At 71.1% G+C, this 19,427-nt stretch carries 18 protein-coding genes; all 18 read left to right on the top strand.

Going from position 1 to position 19,427, the window contains the following annotated elements:
* Nucleotides 1–6 precede the first annotated feature (6 nt).
* Nucleotides 7–1,626, top strand: coding sequence for a GMC family oxidoreductase (locus ACZ6I1_RS27760; protein ID WP_469291646.1), 1,620 nt, complete (start codon nt 7–9; stop codon nt 1,624–1,626).
* Nucleotides 1,619–2,230 carry a DJ-1/PfpI family protein gene (locus ACZ6I1_RS27755; protein WP_469291645.1) on the top strand — a complete coding sequence of 204 codons (612 nt, stop codon included), beginning with the start codon at nt 1,619–1,621 and terminating at the stop codon, nt 2,228–2,230. The genes ACZ6I1_RS27760 and ACZ6I1_RS27755 overlap by 8 nt, the downstream gene beginning before the upstream one ends.
* Nucleotides 2,230–2,715, top strand: a complete 486-nt coding sequence (locus ACZ6I1_RS27750; protein WP_469291644.1) for a VOC family protein — start codon at nt 2,230–2,232, stop codon at nt 2,713–2,715. Before ACZ6I1_RS27755 ends, ACZ6I1_RS27750 begins: the two co-directional genes overlap by 1 nt.
* A gap of 1 nt (nt 2,716) precedes the next feature.
* The gene (locus tag ACZ6I1_RS27745; RefSeq protein WP_469291643.1) at nt 2,717–4,540 is read left to right on the top strand and encodes an AGE family epimerase/isomerase; all 1,824 of its coding nucleotides are present in this window, start codon (nt 2,717–2,719) and stop codon (nt 4,538–4,540) included.
* Between the two features lie 37 nt (nt 4,541–4,577).
* A complete protein-coding gene (locus ACZ6I1_RS27740; protein ID WP_469291642.1) occupies nt 4,578–4,928 on the top strand; it encodes an STAS domain-containing protein in 351 nt (116 codons plus the stop codon).
* Nucleotides 4,925–7,072 carry a glycogen debranching protein GlgX gene (gene glgX / locus ACZ6I1_RS27735; protein WP_469291641.1) on the top strand — a complete coding sequence of 716 codons (2,148 nt, stop codon included), beginning with the start codon at nt 4,925–4,927 and terminating at the stop codon, nt 7,070–7,072. Before ACZ6I1_RS27740 ends, glgX begins: the two co-directional genes overlap by 4 nt.
* A 16-nt stretch (nt 7,073–7,088) precedes the next feature.
* Entirely contained in the window at nt 7,089–7,400 is a 312-nt protein-coding gene (locus tag ACZ6I1_RS27730; RefSeq protein WP_469291640.1) for an STAS domain-containing protein, read from the top strand.
* Between the two features lie 20 nt (nt 7,401–7,420).
* Nucleotides 7,421–7,885 carry an ATP-binding protein gene (locus tag ACZ6I1_RS27725; RefSeq protein ID WP_469291639.1) on the top strand — a complete coding sequence of 155 codons (465 nt, stop codon included), beginning with the start codon at nt 7,421–7,423 and terminating at the stop codon, nt 7,883–7,885.
* Nucleotides 7,867–9,126 carry a PP2C family protein-serine/threonine phosphatase gene (locus tag ACZ6I1_RS27720; RefSeq protein ID WP_469291638.1) on the top strand — a complete coding sequence of 420 codons (1,260 nt, stop codon included), beginning with the start codon at nt 7,867–7,869 and terminating at the stop codon, nt 9,124–9,126. The genes ACZ6I1_RS27725 and ACZ6I1_RS27720 overlap by 19 nt, the downstream gene beginning before the upstream one ends.
* Nucleotides 9,127–9,888 (top strand): MinD/ParA family ATP-binding protein, encoded by a 762-nt coding sequence (locus ACZ6I1_RS27715; protein ID WP_469291637.1) that lies wholly within the window; start codon nt 9,127–9,129, stop codon nt 9,886–9,888.
* A 69-nt stretch (nt 9,889–9,957) separates the two neighbouring features.
* Complete coding sequence (locus ACZ6I1_RS27710) at nt 9,958–10,698, top strand: type 1 glutamine amidotransferase domain-containing protein (RefSeq protein ID WP_469291636.1); 741 nt, start codon at nt 9,958–9,960, stop codon at nt 10,696–10,698.
* Nucleotides 10,699–10,732: 34 nt separating this feature from the next.
* Nucleotides 10,733–12,217, top strand: a complete 1,485-nt coding sequence (locus ACZ6I1_RS27705; RefSeq protein ID WP_469291635.1) for an aldehyde dehydrogenase family protein — start codon at nt 10,733–10,735, stop codon at nt 12,215–12,217.
* 40 nt (nt 12,218–12,257) lie between these two features.
* Nucleotides 12,258–12,872 carry an NADPH-dependent F420 reductase gene (locus ACZ6I1_RS27700; RefSeq protein WP_469291634.1) on the top strand — a complete coding sequence of 205 codons (615 nt, stop codon included), beginning with the start codon at nt 12,258–12,260 and terminating at the stop codon, nt 12,870–12,872.
* A gap of 2 nt (nt 12,873–12,874) precedes the next feature.
* Entirely contained in the window at nt 12,875–13,381 is a 507-nt protein-coding gene (locus tag ACZ6I1_RS27695) for a (2Fe-2S)-binding protein (RefSeq protein ID WP_469291633.1), read from the top strand.
* A 5-nt stretch (nt 13,382–13,386) separates the two neighbouring features.
* Nucleotides 13,387–15,792, top strand: coding sequence for a xanthine dehydrogenase family protein molybdopterin-binding subunit (locus ACZ6I1_RS27690; RefSeq protein ID WP_469291632.1), 2,406 nt, complete (start codon nt 13,387–13,389; stop codon nt 15,790–15,792).
* Nucleotides 15,789–16,610 (top strand): FAD binding domain-containing protein, encoded by an 822-nt coding sequence (locus ACZ6I1_RS27685; RefSeq protein ID WP_469291631.1) that lies wholly within the window; start codon nt 15,789–15,791, stop codon nt 16,608–16,610. Before ACZ6I1_RS27690 ends, ACZ6I1_RS27685 begins: the two co-directional genes overlap by 4 nt.
* A gap of 54 nt (nt 16,611–16,664) precedes the next feature.
* Nucleotides 16,665–17,921, top strand: coding sequence for an MFS transporter (locus ACZ6I1_RS27680; RefSeq protein ID WP_469291630.1), 1,257 nt, complete (start codon nt 16,665–16,667; stop codon nt 17,919–17,921).
* Nucleotides 17,918–19,417, top strand: a complete 1,500-nt coding sequence (locus tag ACZ6I1_RS27675) for an ATP-binding protein (protein ID WP_469291629.1) — start codon at nt 17,918–17,920, stop codon at nt 19,415–19,417. Before ACZ6I1_RS27680 ends, ACZ6I1_RS27675 begins: the two co-directional genes overlap by 4 nt.
* Nucleotides 19,418–19,427 lie beyond the last annotated feature (10 nt).

The following is a 19,427-nucleotide window of genomic DNA, read 5'->3' as shown; positions in this document are numbered from 1 at the left end:
GGACCGATGAGCGTGGAAGAGTACGACTACATCGTCGTCGGCTCCGGTACCGCGGGCAGCGTCCTCGCGAACCGGCTCTCCGAGGACCCGGACGTCTCCGTCCTCGTCCTGGAAGCGGGCGGCTCCCGGATCCCGCCCGAGGTGGACGACCCGTCCTCCTGGTACAAGCTGCTCGGCGGGCCCGTGGACTGGGGCTACACCAGCGTCCCGCAGCCCGGCCTGGACGGCCGCCGCACCTACGAACCGCGCGGCAAGGCCCCCGGCGGCAGCAGCAATCTCTACATCATGATGCACATCCGCGGCCACGCCTCGGACTTCGACAACTGGGCCTACCAGGGCGCCGCCGGCTGGGCGTACGAGGACGTGCTGCCGTACTTCGCCCTGCTGGAGGCCCAGGAGGACGCCACCGCCGCGACCACCGGCACGCGGGGCCCGCAGCGGATCACCAACGCCGGACGGCACGGCCCCAACCCGGTCTCGCGCGCCTTCATCGACGCCGCGGTCGAGCTGGGCCACGAGGAGATCGCCGACTTCAACACCGACGGTCCCCGGCGCGGCCTCTTCGGCACCGGCTGGCACCACATCGACGTGGCCGACGGCCGCCGCCAGGGGGTGCTCGCCGCCTACCTGGAGCCCGCCCTGGACCGCCCCAACCTGACCCTGCGCACCAACGCGCAGTCCACCCGGCTGCTCTTCGACGCGGACACCTGCACGGGCGTCGAGTACGCCCAGCTGAAGGCCCCCGCCACCCTTTCGGGCAGCGACGCCCCCGGCCGGACCGTGCGCGACGGCCACAGCAGCGCCGCCGCCCCCGGGCTCCACACCGTACGGGCCCGCCGCGAGGTGATCGTGGCGGCCGGGGCGATCGAGTCCCCGAAGCTGCTGCTGCTCTCCGGCATCGGCCACCCCGAGCAGCTGCGCGAGCACGGCATCGAGGTCACCGCGGCCCTGCCCGGGGTCGGCGAGAACTTCCACAACCACGTACTGACCGGGCTGATGGCCGAGGTCACCCAGGAGCTCCCGCCGCCGGCGCAGAACCTGTCGGAGAGCGCTCTGTTCCTGTCCTCCCGGCCGGGGCTGCCCGCGCCCGACCTGCAGATCGCCTTCGTCCACGTGCCCTTCGACGTGATCGTCGGCCAGGACCACCCCAACACCGTGTCCATCCTGCCGGGTGTCGTACGGCCGGTCTCGCGCGGCTGGATCAAGCTGGCGAGCGCCGACCCGCTGGCCCACCCGCTGATCCACCCGAACTACCTGGGCGACCGGTGGGACCTGGAGCGGATGGTGCAGGGCATCAAGACCGCCCGGGAGATCTTCGCGACCTCCGCCTTCTCGCCCTGGTACAAGCAGGAGCTCCAGCCCGGACCGGGCTGCGTGTCCGACGAGGAGCTGCGCACCTTCGCGAAGCAGAAGTCGGAGAGCTACCACCACCAGGCCGGCTCCTGCCGCATGGGCATCGACGACCTCTCCGTGGTCGACCCCGAGCTGCGGGTGCACGGCGTACGGAACCTGCGCGTCGTCGACGCCAGCGTGATGCCCGCGGTCCCGTCGGGCAACTGCCACACCGCCATCGCGATGATCGCCGAGCGCGCGGCGGACTTCCTGAAGGGGGCCTCCCGTGTCTGACGTGGTGCTGCGCGAGGGCGCGCTGACCGGGACCCGGATCGCGGTGCTCGTCGAGAGCGACTTCTACGAGCCGGAGATCTTCTACTACCGGCACCGGTTCGCGGAGGAGGGCGCCGAGGTCGACTTCCTGACCCGGCTGTGGGGCAACGACTCCCTCACCTTCACCGGGCACGAGTACCGGGCGCCGTTCACCGCCACCCGGTCCCTGGAGGGGCTGAGCGACGAGGACCTGCGCCGCTACTCGGCGATCATCGTGCCCTCCGGCATGGTGGCCGACCGGCTGCGCTACACCGAGGACGTGGACGTGCTCGCCCCCGCGACCGAGCTGCTGCGCCGGGCCTTCGAGGAGCCCACGGTCCTCAAGGGGATCATCTGCCACGGCATGTGGCTGGCCTCCTCGATTCCCGGCAAGATCCGCGGCCGCAAGGTGGTCTGCCACAACAACCTCATCGGCGACGTCCGCAACATGGGCGGGGAGTACGTCGACGAGGACGTGGTCGTCGACGGGGACCTGGTCACCGGCCGCACCGGAGCCCACCACCACCTCTTCGCCCGCCGGCTCATCGAGCTGATCGCGGCCGGACGGGGCCGGGGGGCCGTCTGATGGCGGGGGCCGCGGACCGCCCGATGGTCTGGTCGCACGTGGGCCTGAACTGCGCGGACCAGAAGACCACCGAGGAGTTCTACACCCGGTACTTCGGCTTCACCCGGGCCCGGGTGGTCGACCTCGGGGAGGCCCGGATCGTGTTCCTGCGCAAGGGGGACGCGTACCTGGAGCTCTTCGCGGCCGGCGACGCCGCACCGGCCCGCCCCGCCCTGGGGGTCCCCCCGGCGGTAGCTGGGGGAGACGGGCCGCAGGACCCGGGGCGGATGCGCCACCTGGCCTTTCAGACCGACAGCGTGGACGCGTTCCTGGCATCGCTGGGCGACGCGGCCGAAGTGACCCTGGGGCCGCTGGACTTCGACGACTTCATCTGCGGGTGGCGGACCGTGTGGGTCCGCGATCCCGACGGGGTGATCGTCGAGGTCAGCCAGGGATTCGAGGACGACCGCACTCACGAGGGCTCTCACGACAAGGACGGTGCATGACATGGCGGACGCCGTGAGCTTCTCCTTCTCCGACACGATCGCCGGCTACGTCGAACACTTCGACTCCGCGACGCGCCTGCTGCGCCTGAAGACGTCCGACGGCCGCGGGTTCGACGTCTCGCTCGCCGGGGGCCCCAGCGCCGAGCTGGTCCGCAACCTGGGCGAGCCGTACATCGACGCCTCCGGGCACATCGACGAGATGCTGTCGCCGGGCCGGTTCCTCTTCGTCTACGGGGTCCACTACCCGGAGCACGGCGGGCGGTACGACGCCAAGCGCCTGGTCTTCCTGGGCCGGGGCGCCGAGGACTACCGGTTCGAGGAGCCCAGCTGGTGGATCAAGCAGATCGAGTCGCTGGCCGACTTCTACAAGCGGGCGCAGTTCGGCGACGGGCCGGTGGACTTCACCGAGTACCGCACCGAGATCCGGCTCGGCGGCGACAAGACCGCGAGCCACGTCCAGGAGACCGACACGATCTCCCGCCTGGTCTACGGCATGGCCTCGGCCTACCTGCTGACCGGCAAGGACGAGTACCTGGAGGTCGCCGAGCGCGGCACCGAGTACCTGCGCAAGCACATGCGGGTCGTGGACAGCGAGGAGGACGTGGTCTTCTGGTACCACGGCATCAGCGTCGACGGGGACAGCGAGCGCAAGCTGTTCACCTCGGAGTTCTCCGACGACTACGACGCGATCCCGATGTACGAGCAGATCTACGCGCTGGCCGGCCCCGTCCAGACGTACCGGGTCACCGGTGACGTCCGGATCAAGAACGACGCGGACGCCACCATCCGGCTGTTCGACAAGTTCTTCTTCGACCCGGAGCAGGGCGGCTACTACTCGCACATCGACCCGATCCTCTTCAGCGCCGACCACGAGTCCCTGGGCGAGAACGCCGAGCGCAAGAACTGGAACTCGGTCGGTGACCACGCACCCGCCTACCTGATCAACCTGTACCTGGCGACCGGCGAGCAGAAGTACGCCGACTTCCTCGAGTACACCTTCGACACCATCGCGGACAAGTTCCCGGACTACAAGAACAGCCCCTTCGTCCAGGAGCGCTTCCACCGCGACTGGTCGCACGACAAGGCGCACAGCTGGCAGCAGGACCGCGCCGTGGTCGGCCACAACCTCAAGATCGCCTGGAACCTGATGCGGATGAACTCGCTGAAGGCCAAGCCGGCGTACGAGGAGCTCGCCAAGAAGATCGGCGAGATCATGCCGGCGGTCGGCAGCGACGTGCAGCGCGGCGGCTGGTACGACGTCGTCGAGCGGACCAAGTCCGGCGACGAGGAGACGTATCGTTTCGCCTGGCACGACCGCAAGGCCTGGTGGCAGCAGGAGCAGGCGATCCTCGCCTACCTCATCCTGAACGGCACCGTCGGCGGCGACGCGAACCTGCGCGAGGCCCGGCAGGCGCAGGCCTTCTACAACACCTTCTTCCTCGACCACGACGAGGGTGCCGTCTACTTCAACGTGCTCGCGAGCGGTACGCCGTACCTGCTCGGCACCGAGCGGCTCAAGGGCAGCCACTCGATGTCCATGTACCACTCGGCGGAGCTCTGCTACCTCTCCGCCGTCTACAACAACCTGCTCGTCAACGGCCGGGAGATGGACTTCCACTTCCAGCCCGACCCGACCAGCCTGCCCGACCGCGTCCTGCGCGTCTCGCCCGACCTGCTCCCGGCCGGTTCGGTGCGGATCGCCGCGGTCGAGATCGACGAGAAGCCGTACACCGACTTCGACGCGGACGCCCTGACCGTGCGCCTGCCCGACGTCCAGGGGCGGGTGAAGGTCAAGGTCCGGCTGCGTCCAGTGGCCCAGAAGTAGCGCTCAACGGGGGGCGCCCCAACCAGAGGGGAATGCAATGACTCTCAACGTCAAGGAACGCCGGAACAAGACGGGCACCGTGCTCGTCGCCACCGGCGAGATCAACAGCGAGACATCCGGCTCGCTGCTCCAGGCCCTGCTGCCGCTGGTACGCGAGGGCAAGCCGCTGAAGATCGACCTCACGGCGGTCACCTACGTTTCCAGCGCGGGCCTGCGCACCCTGCTCGTCGTCTACCGCGAGGCGCAGCACGCCGGCGTCGCCGTCACCCTCTACGGGGTGAGCGAGGAAGTCCGGTTCGTCATGTCGGCGACCGGCTTCCTCGACTTCTTCGAGACGGGCGAGGCGGCAGCCGCGGCCGCCAAGGCCAAGACCAAGGCCGCGCGATGACCGAGGCCCAGTCCGAGCAGGTCCTGCGCGTGGACGCGTACCCGACCCACGAGGTGGGCGGGTACCGCGTCCGCGCCGGCAAACCGTTCCCCTTCGGGGCCAACGTGGTCCCCGGCGGGGTCAGTTTCTCCGTCTTCTCCGACCAGGCCACCTCCATGACCCTGGTCATCTTCAAGCGCGGAGAGCCCGAGCCGATGGCCGAGCTGGAGTTCCCCGAGGAATTCCGCACCGGCAGCGTCTTCGCCATGACGGTCTTCGGCCTCGACCACGAGAACATCGAGTACGGGTACCGGGCCGACGGCCCCTACGACCCGGCCAACGGCCACCGCTTCGACGCCCGGCAGATCCTCTCCGACCCCTACGCCCGGCTGATCGCCGGCCGCGACGTGTGGGGCGTGGAACCGGACTACAGCCGCGGCTACCAGTACCGCTCCCGCGTGTGCCTCCAGGACTTCGACTGGGGCGACGACACCCCGCTGGGCATCCCCGCCGAGGACCTCGTCGTCTACGAGACCCACGTGCGCGGCTTCACCCGGCACCCCTCCTCGGGGGTCTCCGCCCCCGGCACCTTCGCGGGACTGCGCGAGAAGATCCCGTACCTGAAGGAACTCGGGGTGAACTGCATCGAGCTGCTCCCCGTGTTCGAGTTCGACGAGAGCGACAACCCGCGGTCCAACCCGGAGACCGGCGAGAAGCTCTTCGACTACTGGGGCTACAACACCGTCTCGTTCTTCGCCCCCAAGGCCGGCTACGCGGCCACCGGGCGGTACGGGATGCAGGGCGACGAGTTCCGCACCCTGATCAAGGACCTGCACGCGGCGGGCATCGAGGTCATCCTCGACGTCGTCTTCAACCACACCGCGGAAGGCAACGAGCAGGGCCCCACGATCTCCTTCAAGGGGCTCGACAACTCCACGTACTACATGCTCACGCCCGAGGGGTACTACTTCAACTTCAGCGGCACCGGCAACACCGTCAACTGCAACCACCCCGTCGTCCGCAACTACGTCCTCGACTGCCTGCGCCACTGGGTCGCCGACTACCACATCGACGGCTTCCGCTTCGACCTCGCGGCCATCCTCGGCCGGGCCCTGGACGGCACCCCGCTGCCCAACCCGCCGCTGCTGGAACTGCTCGCCTACGACCCGGTCCTGCGGCACACCAAACTCATCGCCGAGGCCTGGGACGCGGGCGGACTCTACGAGGTCGGCAACTTCCCGGCGTACGGCCGCTGGGCGGAGTGGAACGGGAAGTACCGCGACACCGTGCGCCGCTGGCTGAAGGGCGACCCCGGCGTCACCGGCGACCTGGCCACCCGCATCGCCGGCTCGCCCGACCTCTACTCCAGCCGCGGAACCGCCGCCTCGGTCAACTTCCTGACCGCGCACGACGGTTTCACCCTCGCCGACCTCGTCTCGTACAACGACAAGCACAACGAGGCCAACGGCGAGAACAACAACGACGGCGCCAACGACAACAACAGCTGGAACTGCGGCGCCGAGGGACCGACCGACGATCCCGAGGTCAACGCGCTGCGCACCCGGCAGATGAAGAACGCCCTCGCCATCCTCTTCACCAGCCAGGGCATCCCGATGCTGCTGGCCGGGGACGAGGTCGCGCGGACGCAAGCGGGCAACAACAACACGTACTGCCAGGACAACGAGCTCTCCTGGTTCGACTGGGACCAGGTCGACGACAACGCCGAACTGCTCCGGTTCACACGGGAGATGATCGCCTTCCGCAAGCACCACCGCGAGCTGCGCTCCACCGCCCACCCCACCGGCCAGGTCCGCGAGAACCTGGGCCTGCCGGACATCAGCTGGCACGGGGAGCGGGCCTGGCAGCCCGACTGGTCGCAGGAGAGCCGGCTGCTGGCGGTGGCCCGCTGCGGCACCGGCGACGACGACGTGGTGTACGTGGCCATGAACACGCACTGGGAGTCGCACGACCTGGAACTGCCCGCCCTGCCCGGCGGCCGCAGCTGGCACCTGTTCGCCGACACGGGAGCGCAGGCGCCGTACGACATCCGCACCCCGGGCACCGAGCAGGAACTCGACAACGCCGGGAAGTACCTGATCGGCCCGCGCTCGGTCGTGATCCTGGTGGGCCGTACCAACGACCCCGAGCGCTTCGACACGCCCTGACCGAAGGAGACCTGACATGCCGCTTTCCGTGTCCCTGAGCATCGAGGGCGACACCACCGTCATCGAGCTGACGGGCGAGCTGGACGCCAAGACCGCGCCGGAATTCCACCAGACCATCGAGAAGGCCGCCGGCCACGGCACCAGCACCGTCGAGATCAGGATGGCAGGCGTCGGCTACATGGCCAGCGCCGGACTGCGCTCCCTGGTCTTCGCCCAGCAGAAGGTCGCGAACAACGTCACCATCAAGGTGGTCGGTGCCATCGAGCCCGTCTCCCGGACCATCCGGACGGCCGGACTCGACCGCAGCATCGTCCTCTCCGATGAGTGACCACCGTGACCACGGGCCCGATGAATGACGTGGTCGAACTGGCGAGGACGTCCTCCGTACTGGAGGTGCCCGCGACGGTGGGGGCACTGGGCGACATCGCCTCGTTCGTCCTGCGGCTGGCCGGACGGGCGGGCCTGGACAAGGGCGCCGCCTACCGGCTCCGGCTGGCCGTGGACGAACTGGCCACGAACATCGTGATGCACGGGTACCGGGGCGGCGACGGGCGGATCACCGTCCGCGGCCGCTCCGGGCCGGGCGCAGTACAGATCGCCATCGAAGACGCCGCACCCGCCTTCGACCCCGTCGAAGGCCGCCTTCCGCCCGCACCGGGGGTTGCCCCGCAGGACCGGCGGATCGGCGGCCTCGGCATCCACCTGGCGCTGACCAGCGTGGACGAGTTCAGCTACGTGCACAGGGACGGCCGCAACATCAGCACGCTGACTGTGATGGCTGAGGGGACGGACCCATGCCCTCCACGACCGTGATCATCCTGGACGAGTACCCGCCCCCGCCGCCCGAGCTGTTCGCGGCGCTGCGGACCATGGACGCGCACCTCGTCACCCGTACGCTGGCGGAGCTCCGGCACGGCCCGCAGGAGCAGCTGCCCGTCGCGGACGTCCTGCTCGCCCCGGCCGAGACCGACGGGGAGTCCGTACGGATGGCCGTACGCCGGCTGCGCCGCTGGGCCGGGGCCCCCATCGTCGTGGTCTGGACGGTGACCGAGTTCGCCGCCCTGGAGGAACACGTCCGGATCGGGCACGACTACCTCGTACCGCCCTTCCTGCCCGCCCTCGTCGGGGCCCGGCTGCACAGCTGCTCGGAGCGCGCCGGACTCGGCCGCACCCTGCGCGAAGCCGACGCCCGCGCCGAACTCATGGGGTACGAGAAGGAACTGGAGATCGGCCGGGAGATCCAGGCCGGGTTCCTGCCCGAATCGCTGCCGGTCCCCGAAGGCTGGGAGATCGACGTCCGGTTCCGGCCGGCCCGGCAGGTCGCCGGGGACTTCTACGACGTCTTCGAGATCTCCCGCGGCCGCCGGCTCGCCCTCGTCGTCGCCGACGTCTGCGACAAAGGGGTGGGCGCCGCGCTCTTCATGGCACTCATCCGCTCGCTGCTGCGGCACACCGCCGAGAACAGCGGCCTCCAGCACCTGGTCGCCGCCGGACGCACCGGCGGCAGCAGACGCATCCCGGTGGTCGGCGCCACCCCGCTGCTCAACGCGGTCACCGCCACCAACGGCTACCTCACCCGCAACCACCTGCGACAGGGCTACTTCGCCACCCTGTTCTTCGGGGTGCTGGACCCGGTCACCGGCAGCCTCGTCTACATCAACGGCGGCCACAACCCGCCCCTCCTGCTGCCCGCCGACGGCAGCCCGCCCGTGGCCCTGGAGGTCACCGGGCCGGCCGTCGGGGTACTGCCCGACTGCGTCTACACCCTCGGCTACGCCCAGGTGAACCCCGGCGACACGCTCTTCGTGTTCACCGACGGGGTCCCCGAGGCCCGCTGCCCGAACGGCAGCTTCCTCGGGGACGAACGGATGCTGGAACTGCTCGCCGGCACCCGGGTGAGGGGGAAGGACGTGGTCGACCGGATGGACCTGGCGGTGCGCGAGCACACCGGCACCGCCGAACAGCACGACGACGTCACCATGCTGGCCCTGCACCGGCCACGCGCGGCGCGGGGGCCGCACGTGGGGGGCAGCGGCTACAAGGTGGTGGCCTAGATGGCCCGCACCATCGTGGTGCACTCGCACCGCGGCGGCACCGGGAAGTCCTCGGTCCTGGCGAACCTCGCGCTGCTCCTCGCGGCCGAGGGGCGCCGGGTCGGGGTGGTGGACACCGACATCCAGTCACCCACCCTCGACCTGCTGTTCCGGCTCGGACCGGGCGCCTCGCTGGTCGACTACCTGCTCGGCCGCTGCGAGATCGAGACCGCGGCCCAGCACGTGGGCGGCGGCTGCGGACCGGGGCCGGGCGGGCTGTACGTCGTACCGGCGCGGACCGGCACCGCCGCCCTGCGCGAGATCATGACCAGCGGGTACGACGTGGGGCTGCTTCCGGAGGGCTTCGACCGGCTGGTCCGGCACTTCGCCCTCGACGTGCTGCTGCTCGACACCCACGCCGGGCTCAACAACGAGTCGGTGACCGCCATGGCGAGCGCCGACGTACTGATGATCATGGCGCGGGCCGACCGGATCGACCTCTCGGGGGTCGAGGAGACCATCGCCCTCGCCGGGCGGCTGGCCTGCCGGCGGACCCTGGTCCTGAGCATGGCCCCCGAGGGCATCGACCGGGAGGGAGCCCGGCGGCGCGCCGAGGACGTCTACGGCGCACCCCTGGCCGGAATCCTTCCGTATGCGCCGGAAATGGCGGCGCTGTACGGAGAGCGCATATTCGCAGAAGCCCATCCCGACCACCCCTTGGTCGGTGAATTCCGCACCATCATCTCCGCGTTGGACGCACGTGACGAAGTATCGCGTGCCTGACGCCATCCCCTTACGCCCCCGGTAGGGGCCGTGTTGAATCGGCAGCGAATCCAGAACAAGGAGAGAATCATGAAGATTCTCGTCGTCATGACGGCCAAGGCAACGCTCCATCTGCTGGACGGCGAACAGCACCCCTCGGGATTCTGGGCCGAGGAATTCGTCGTTCCTTATCAGCTGTTCCAGGCCGCCGGACACACCGTGGACGTGGCGACGATCGGGGGCCGGGCGCCGACCGTCGACCAGACGAGCATCGACCCCCAGTTCCTCCAGTGGGTCCGCCCGCAGGGGTCCCCGGACGAGGACGCGGCCAACGCCGCCGCATACGTCCGGGTCATCGAGAACACCCCGCAGCTGCGGTCCCCCCTCGCCCTCGAGTCCCTGACCGAGAAGGACATCGCCGCCTACGACGGCGTGTACGTCAGCGGCGGCCACGGCGCCATCGGCGACCTGCCCAAGTCCGACGAACTCGCGCAGATCCTGCGCTGGGTCATCGCCCAGGACAAGCCGCTCGCCACCGTGTGCCACGGCCACACCGCACTGCTCGCACTGCGCGACGGCGAAGGCCGCTGGCCCTTCGAGGGCTACCGGATGACGGCCTTCTCGCACGCCGAGGAGATGGTCACCAACATGGCCGGCCGCCTCCCGCTGATCCTCGAGGTCGAGCTCACCCGGCTCGGCGCCCGCTACGAGAAGGCCGAAGCGATCTGGGACTCCCACGTCGTCGTGGACCGCAAGCTGACCACCGGCCAGAACCCGTACTCCTCCAAGGCCCTCGCGGAGACGTTCTTAACGCAGCTCGCGAAGGGCTAGCAACAGCCCACGCACCCGACACCGGAAGGCAGCCATGACCAAGCGCGCGCTCAGCGACCAGCCCTTGGCCAACCCCGGGAAGCTGTTCATCGGCGGCACATGGGTCCCCGCCCAGGACGGCCGTACCGAACCGGACATCAGCCCCGTCGACGGCCAGGAGATCGTGCCGGTGGCCCAGGCCACCGCGGCCGACGCGGACGCGGCCGTCGCCGCGGCCCGCAAGGCGTACGAAGAAGGTCCGTGGAGCAGACTCTCCGCTCAGGAGCGCGCGCTGCGGCTGAACCGGGTCGGTGAGCTCATCGAGCGCGACCTGGAGGAGATCGCCCTGCTGGAGACCGTGGACATGGGCAAGCCGTTCGCCTTCTCCAGCACGGTCGACGCTCCCATGGCCGCACAGCTCATGCACTACTACGCCGGCGCGGTGACCCGCGTCGACGGCTCCTCGCGGGCCCCGGCCGGCGGGCAGCTGGCCTACACCCTGCGCGAACCGCTGGGCGTGGTCTGCGCCATCACCCCGTTCAACTTCCCGCTGCTGCTGTCGATGACGAAGATCGCACCGGCTCTGGCGGCGGGGAACACGGTCGTCCACAAGCCCTCCCCGGCGACCCCCCTCACCGCCCTGAAGATCGCCGAGCTCTTCCAGGAGGCGGAGATCCCGGACGGCGTGCTGAACGTCATCACCGGTCCCGGCGTGGAACTGGGGGAGACCCTCACCGACCACCCGGACATCGACAAGATCGCCTTCACGGGATCCACCTCCGTCGGCCAGTCCATCATCCGCAAGGCGGCCGGCACCCTGAAGAAGGTGACGATGGAACTCGGCGGCAAGTCCGCCAACATCGTCTTCGCCGACGCCGACCTCGACGCCGCCGAGGAACTCGCCTTCTTCGGCATCTACTACAACAAGGGCGAGATCTGCACCGCCGGCTCCCGCCTGCTCCTGCACCGGCCCATCCACGACGAGATGGTCGAACGCCTCGTCCGCCGCGCCGCCGCCCTCAAGCCGGGCGACCCGCGCGACCCCGCCACCCTGTTCGGGCCGCTGGCCCACCGCGGCCAGTTCGACAAGGTCAGCTCCTACATCGAGGTCGGCGAGAAGGAAGGCGCGATCCTGCGCACCGGCGGCACCGGCTGGACCCCCGAAGGCGCCTCCAGCGAAGGCCTGTACTTCCTGCCGACCGTCTTCACCGGCGTCGACAACGGCATGCGGATCGCCCAGGAGGAGATCTTCGGCCCGGTCCTGTCGATCATCCCCTTCGACACCGAGGAGGACGCCGTGCGCATCGCCAACGACAGCGCGTACGGCCTCGCCGCCGGTGTCCACACCAAGGACCTGCGCCGCGCCCACCGGGTCGCCTCGCAGATCAAGGCCGGCACGGTCTGGGTGAACTGCTACAACCAGTACGACCCCTCCGTGCCCTACGGCGGCTACAAGGCCTCCGGCTACGGCCGCGAGTGCGGACCGGAATCCCTCGAGAGCTACACCCAGACCAAGTCGGTCTGGATCGGCATGGACTGAACCGGGCGCGGACCGAGAGACCGGCAACTGAGGAGCGTCAATGCGGACAGGCATCATCGGCACCGGACGGATCGGCACGGTCCTCGCGCGCATCCTCGTGGCGGCAGGCCACGAGGTCGTGCTCGCCAACGCCCGGGGCCCGCAGACCCTCGGCCCGCTCGTGGCCGAACTGGGACCGGCGGCCTCGGCGGCGCACCCCGCCAAGGCCGCCGGGCAGGCCGAACTCCTGGTGCTGATGGTGCCGTTCGACAGCGTGCGGGGACTCCTCCCGCCGCACGTGGTGCAGGACAAGGTGCTGGTGGACGCCACCAACGCGTTCACCGGCCCCGGCGACCCCGCCGACCTCGGCGGGCGCGGCTCCAGCGACCTGGTCGCCGAGTGGTATCCCGGCGCACAGGTCGTGAAATCCCTGAACACCATGCATTTCGAAACCCTCGCCGTCGCCGGCACGGCATCCGGTGAGCGCCTGGCGCATTACACGGCGGGCGACGACGGGAAATCGAAGGAAATCGTCGCGGGAATCATTACGGATCTGGGATTCGCACCCGTGGACACCGGCCCGCTGCACTCCGGGGGAATTCTCCAGCAGCCCGGCGGGCCCCTCTTCAACCGGCCGCTCACGGAAGCGCAGGCGCTGGCATGGATATCACACTGAACGTGAACGGAAGACCCGAGAAATTCACGGCGCAGCCGAACGAACTGCTCGTGGAACGGCTCCGCGACGGCCTCGGACTGACCGGCACCAAGGTCGGCTGCGACACCGGCCAGTGCGGCTCCTGCGTCGTCCGGCTCGACGGCCGCTCCGTCAAGAGCTGCCTGGTCCTCACGGCGTCGGCCGCCGGATCCGAGGTGGCCACCATCGAGGGCGTCACCACCCCCGGCGGGGAACTGACCGGCCTCCAGGAGGCACTGCGTCAGGAACACGGCACCCAGTGCGGGTTCTGCACCCCGGGCATGGTCATGGCCCTCGGCGAACTCGTCGACAACACCGCCGGCGGCGAGGCCCCCACCGAACCCGAGATCCGCGAGTGGCTCACCGGCAACCTCTGCCGCTGCACCGGCTACCACAGCGTCGTACGCGGAGTGCAGCGCGCCTGCGCCGCCGCCCGCACCGAAGCGCCCGCAGGCTCCTGCGCGTCCGGCACCGTCGGACAGGAGGCGTGAGGGACATGACCACAGTGACGGGGGAGGCCTCCCTCCCCGGCAACGGCGTCCTCGGCCGGCCGCTGGACAGCCGCGAGGACCCGCAGCTGCTGCGCGGCGAGGCGACGTACGTCGCGGACATCGACCTGCCCGGCACCGCCCACATGGCGATCCTCGGCAGCCCGGTGGCCCACGCGAAGATCCTCTCCATCGAGACCAAGGCGGCCGAGCAGCTGCCCGGCGTGCTGAAAGTGGCCACGGCCGCCGACTTCACCGACGTGATGCCGCTGCCCTGCATCTGGATACCCGGCGGGGTCGAGAGCCACTTCCCGCCCCACCCCTACGGACTTCCCGGCGCCCGCCCGGTCCTCACCGGCGACACCGTGCGCCACGTCGGCGACCCCATCGCCGTGGTCGTCGCCGAGACCCCGCGCCAGGCCGCGGCCGCACTGGCCGCCATCGCCGTCGAGTACGAGCCGCTGCCCGTGGTCACCCTGGCCGAGGAGGCGCTCGCCGAGGGCGCGCCCCAGCTCCACGAGGCCGTACCGGGCAACCTGAACGCGTACTGGACCTGCGGCGACAAGGACCGCACCGACGCGGCCATCGCCGAGGCGGAGGTCACGGTCGAACTCGACCTGGTCAACCAGCGCACCATCAACAGCCCCATCGAGCCCCGCGGCGCGGTCGGCGACTACAACGCCGCCACCGGCGAATACACCCTGTACGCCTCCACCCAGGGCCCGCACAACCACCGCTTCCTGCTCTCCGCACTGGTCCTCGGCATCCCCTTCAACAAGCTGCGGGTGGTCGCCCCGACCGTCGGCGGGAGCTTCGGCACCAAGGGCTACCTGTACCCCGACATGCCGCTGGTGCTGCTGATGTCCAAGGCGCTGGGCCGGCCCGTGAAGTGGGTGGACACCCGCACCGGGCTGATGAACTCCACCGTCCAGGGCCGCGACCACCGCCAGCACGTCACCCTGGCCGGCACCCGCGACGGCCGCATCACCGCCGTGCGCTGCACCAGCCACGCCAACCTCGGCGCCTACCCGTCGACGATCGGCCCCGGTGTGGCCACCGCCCTGATGGGCCGCTCCATCAGCGGGATGTACGACATCGACGCCGCGTTCTGCGAGGTCTACGCCGCCTTCACCAACACCGTCCCGCTGGGCGCCCAGCGCGGCAGCGGGCGGGCCGAGGCCGCCTTCCTGATGGAGCGCCTCGTCGACCGGTACGCCTCCGAGATCGGCATGGACCCGGCGGCGGTACGGCGCAAGAACCTGGTGCCGAAGGAGAAGTTCCCGTACGACAACGGCCTCGGCTGGACCTACGACTCCGGGAACTACCAGCTGAACTTCGACCGGGCGATGGAGCTGTCCGGCTACGCCGACATGCCCGCCCGCAAGGCCGAGGCCCGCACCCGCGGCAAGCGGCTCGGCGTCGGACTGGCCACCTACGTGGCCGTCTGCGGCGTCGGCCCCTCCACCCGGATGTCCAAGGAGGGCATGCTGGGCGGCACCTGGGAGAGCGCCAACATCCGGGTCCACCCGACCGGCGAGGTCACCGTCACCGTCGGCTCCGCCTCCACCGGCCAGAGCCACGGCACCGTCTTCGCCCAGGTCGCCGCCGAGGAACTCGGCATCGACCCGGCCCAGGTCCAGGTCCACGAGGGGGATACGCGGGGGGCACCGTACGGGCAGGGCACCTACGGCTCCCGCTCCTACAGCATGGCCGCGCCCGCCGTGGCGCTCACCGCCCGGAAGATCAAGAGCAAGCTGGTCAAGGCCGGCGCCGTCTTCCTGGGCATCCCCGAGGACAAGGCCGTCTACGCGGGCGGCACGGTCCACGAGGAGGGCAACGAGGCCAACGCCAAGACCTTCGCCGAGCTGGCGATGGCCCTGTGGTACGGCTGGGGCCTGCCCCCCGAGATCGAGCCCGCCCTCGACGAGACCACCCACTTCGACCCGCCGGACTTCAACTACCCCTTCGGGACGCACGTCGCGGTCGTCGAGGTCGACGAACTGACCGGCGAGACCGAGGTCGTGGCCTACACCGCCGTCGACGACGCCGGACACATCGGCAACCCGAAGGTGGTCCTCGGCCAGATCGAGGGCAGCATCGTGCACGGCCTCGGCCAGGCCCTCATGGAGGCGGCCGAGTACGACGGGAACGGGCAGCTCATCAGCTCCGACCTGAACCACTACGCCCTGCCGCGCGCGGCCGACGCGCCGTTCTTCGCCCTCGACAAGACGGTCACGCCCAGCCCGCACAACCCGCTCGGCGCCAAGGGCGCGGGCGAGATCGCCACCGTCCCGCCCGCCGCGGCCGTGGTCAACGCCGTCGTCGACGCCCTCTCCGACCTGGGCGTGCGGCACATCGACATGCCGCTCACCCCCGAGAAGGTCTGGCGCCGCCTGAGAGGGGAAGCCCAGTGATCCTCACCGAGTTCGACTACGTCCGGCCCGTCGGCCTCGAAGAGGCGCTGACCCTGCTCGCCGGGACGCCCGGCGCCCGGGTGCTGGCCGGGGGGCAGAGCCTGCTGCCCGACCTGCGCACCGGGGCCGACCGGGCCCGGCTCCTGGTGGACATCCGCCGGCTCGAGGAGCTGCGGGGCACCTCCCGCGGCCCCGGCGGACTGCGGATCGGGGCCCTCACCACCCTCGCCGAGCTCTCCGCGGACCCGCTGGTCCGCACCGGGGCACCGGAGCTGGCCGCCGCGGCCCGCGCCAACGGCGACCCCCAGGTCCGCAACCTCGGCACCGTCGGCGGCAACCTCGCCGCCGGCGGACGCGCCACCGACCTGCCGGTGGCCGCCATCGCCGCCGGCGCCCGGGTGGAACTGGCCGGTCCCGGCGGGCTGTCGACCGTACCGGCCGAGGAGTTCGCGGCCTCCGGTGCGCCCGCGGGCACGGTCGTCACCGCCCTGCTGGTGCCCGCGGCCGGGCCGGCCGGCGCCTTCGAGAAGACCGCCGACCGGGCCACCCGCTACCCGGTGTGCGCCGCAGCCGTACGGATCACACCCGACGGCCCGCGCATCGCCGTCACCGGGGCCACCGCCCGCCCGCTGCGCCTGCGCGGGGCCGAAGACCGGCTGCGCGGGGGGCAGTACACCACGGACGCCGTCCTCGCGGCCTTCCGCGCCGAGCCCCGGGAGCTGTTCGTCCCCGGGCGCGGCACCTCGGCCGAGTACCTCGGCCACCTCGCGGGGGTCCTCACGGCCCGCGCCCTGGCAAGGGCCCAGGCCCTCGCCTGACCGCACACCACGGGCCCCCTCCCGGGGGCCCATCACGGGGGAGTTGAGCGAGCAGTGGCCGACACATCGAAGACGACCACGGAGGTCGGCGCGCACCCAGCCGCACCAGCGGCCAGGGCGCCCAGAGGCTCCGGATTCTGGTGGGTGGGCGCGGTCCTCGTCCTGCTGATGCTCTCCTCCTCCGTACCCTCCGCCCTCTACGTGCTCTACCAGCAGAAGTGGGACCTGTCCTCCGGCACGATCACCGTGGTGTTCGCGCTGTACGCGGTGACCGTGCTCGCCGGGCTCCTGCTGTTCGGGTCGCTGTCCGACACCCTGGGCCGGCGCCCCGTCCTGGCCGCCGGGCTGGTCCTGGCGATGGTCTCGATGGGACTGTTCGCCGGGGCCCAGGGGCTGGGTCTGCTGCTCGCCGCCCGCGCGGTACAGGGGCTGGCCGTGGGCCTGGCCACCGGGGCGATGGGCGCGGCCCTGCTGGAACTCAGCCCCGCCTCCCGGCCCGCGCTCGGCGCCCAGGTCAACAGCGCGGGGCCGACCGTGGGGATCGGGCTCGGCGGGATCGGGGCCGGCCTGCTCGTCCAGTTCGCCCCCGCACCGACCGCCCTGACGTACGTGCTGCTCATCGGGGCGTTCGCGGTGACCCTGGTGGGCGTGGTCCGGATGCGGGAGAGCGCACCGGGGGCGGGGGGCCGCTTCCGGGTGGTCCCGCACCGGATCCACGTGCCGGCCGGCTCCCGCGGCACCTTCGCCGTCCTGATCCTGACCATCGTCGCGGTGTGGTCCGTGGGCGGCTTCTACCTCTCGCTCGGCCCGCACCTGGCGCTCTCGCTCCTGGAGTCCACCAACTACCTCGTCGGCGGCGGCACGGTCGCGCTGCTCGCGGGCGCCGCCACCGCGGCCCAGCTGATGCTGGGCGGCGCCGAAGCCCTGCGCACCGCCGTGCTCGGGCTGTGCGGACTGCTCGCCGGCCTGGCTCTGGTCCTGCTCGCGCTGGGCCTCGGCTCGGCCGCCGTGTTCCTGGCGGCCACCGCGGTCCTCGGCAGCGGCTGGGGCGCCGCGTTCCTCGGCTCCTTCCGCGCGCTGAGCGGCCTCGCCGACCCGGCGCACCGCGGCGAACTGACCGCCGCCGTCTACGTGTTCGCGTACCTCGCGATGAGCGTGCCGGCGGTCCTCGCCGGGATGCTCACCAACATCCACGGCCTGCACCGCACGTCGGTCGGCTTCATGGCCGCCGTCGCCGCGGTGTGCGCCCTGGCCCTGGTGGTCACCCTGCGCCTGGCCGCCCGTACCCGCGCCGAAGGGAGGGCCGCGTGAGCGCCCTGGAACTGCGGTCCGCGCTGCGCGGGCTGGAGATCTTCGCCGGGATCACCGAAGAGCAGCTGGACTGGCTGGTGTCGGTCTCCGCGCCGCGGGTCCTCGCCGACGGGGAGGTCCTCTTCCGCGACGGCGAGGAGGCGACCGGCTTCCACGTCCTGCTCTCGGGCGGGCTGGTCGTCACCAAGGTCGTCGACGGGCGGGAGGAGGTGCTGACCCGGCACTCCACCGAGGAGGAGAGCGCCGCCGCCGAGGACCACGACGGCAAGCCCTCCGCCGCGCACCGCTTCACCGGCGAACTGCCCCTGCTGACCGAGGGCTCCTACGTGGCCACCGCGGCCGCGAGCGGCCCGTCGACCACCGTCGTGGCCTACTCGAAGCCGGTCTTCTTCGAGATGCTGACCCGCTGCCACGGGGTGGCCGCCGTACTGATTCCCGTACTGGCCTGGCGGATCAAGTCCTCCGAGGTGCAGGCCCGCAAACGGGCCACCGTGGAGGCGCTCGGCACGCTGGCCGCCGGCCTGGCCCACGAGCTGAACAACCCGGCGGCCGCCGTGGCCCGGGCCGCGCAGGAGCTGGCCCCCGCCCTGGACCGGCTCACCCGTACCGCCCAGGCCTGGGGCGCGGCCGCCAGCGGCGCGGAGCGTGCCGTCTTCGACCGGCTGGCGGACGAACTGGACAAGCTGCCGCCGCCGGCGACCACCGACCCGCTCGCCCAGGCCGACGCCGAGGAGGAGATCGCCGACTGGGCCGAGGAAGCGGGCACCGAACGGCCCGGGCTGCTCGGCTCGGGGGTCTCGGACCTCGGGCTGCAGCTGGGCTGGCTCCTGGAACGGCTGGAGGGCGTCGGCGAGCCGTCCCTGCCGGCCGCACTCGACCACCTGGCGGCGCTCCTGGAGATCCGCTCGCTCGCCGCGGAGCTCCGGGCGGCCGGTCCGCGGATCTCCCAACTGGTCTCCGCCACCCGGGATTACGCCAATCTCGACCGCGCCCCCGAACAGCGCTTCCCGGTCACCGACGGACTGGAGAACACGCTGGTCGTGCTGCGTGCCAAGCTCGCCGGGATCAGCATCGTGCGGGAGTACGAACCGGACCTGCCCGAACTGACGGGCTATCCCAGCGAGTTGAACCAGGTGTGGACCAACCTGGTCGACAACGCGGCCGAGGCCATGGAAGGCTCCGGCGTCCTCACCCTGCGCGCCCGGGCCGAGGGCGTCTGCATGGTCGTGGAGATCACCGACACCGGTCGCGGCATCCCGGAGGAATCCCTGCCGCGGATCTTCGAACCCTTCTACACCACCAAGGACGTGGGCAAGGGCACGGGCCTGGGGCTGCACCTCAGCTACCGCATCGTGACCCAGCGCCACCACGGGTCCATCACGGCCCGTTCGCGTCCGGGCGAGACCCGGATGGTGGTCCGGCTGCCCTTCGCCGGCAGCCCGCAGTCCTGCGCCCCACCTGCCGCACCACCCGAAGTGCCCACCTCCACCAGTTGAACGAACGGAG

Source organism: Streptomyces sp. NPDC046303, from assembly GCF_055588085.1.
Note: the sequence above shows the minus strand (reverse complement) of the source record. Positions and strands in the feature narration are given on the sequence as shown.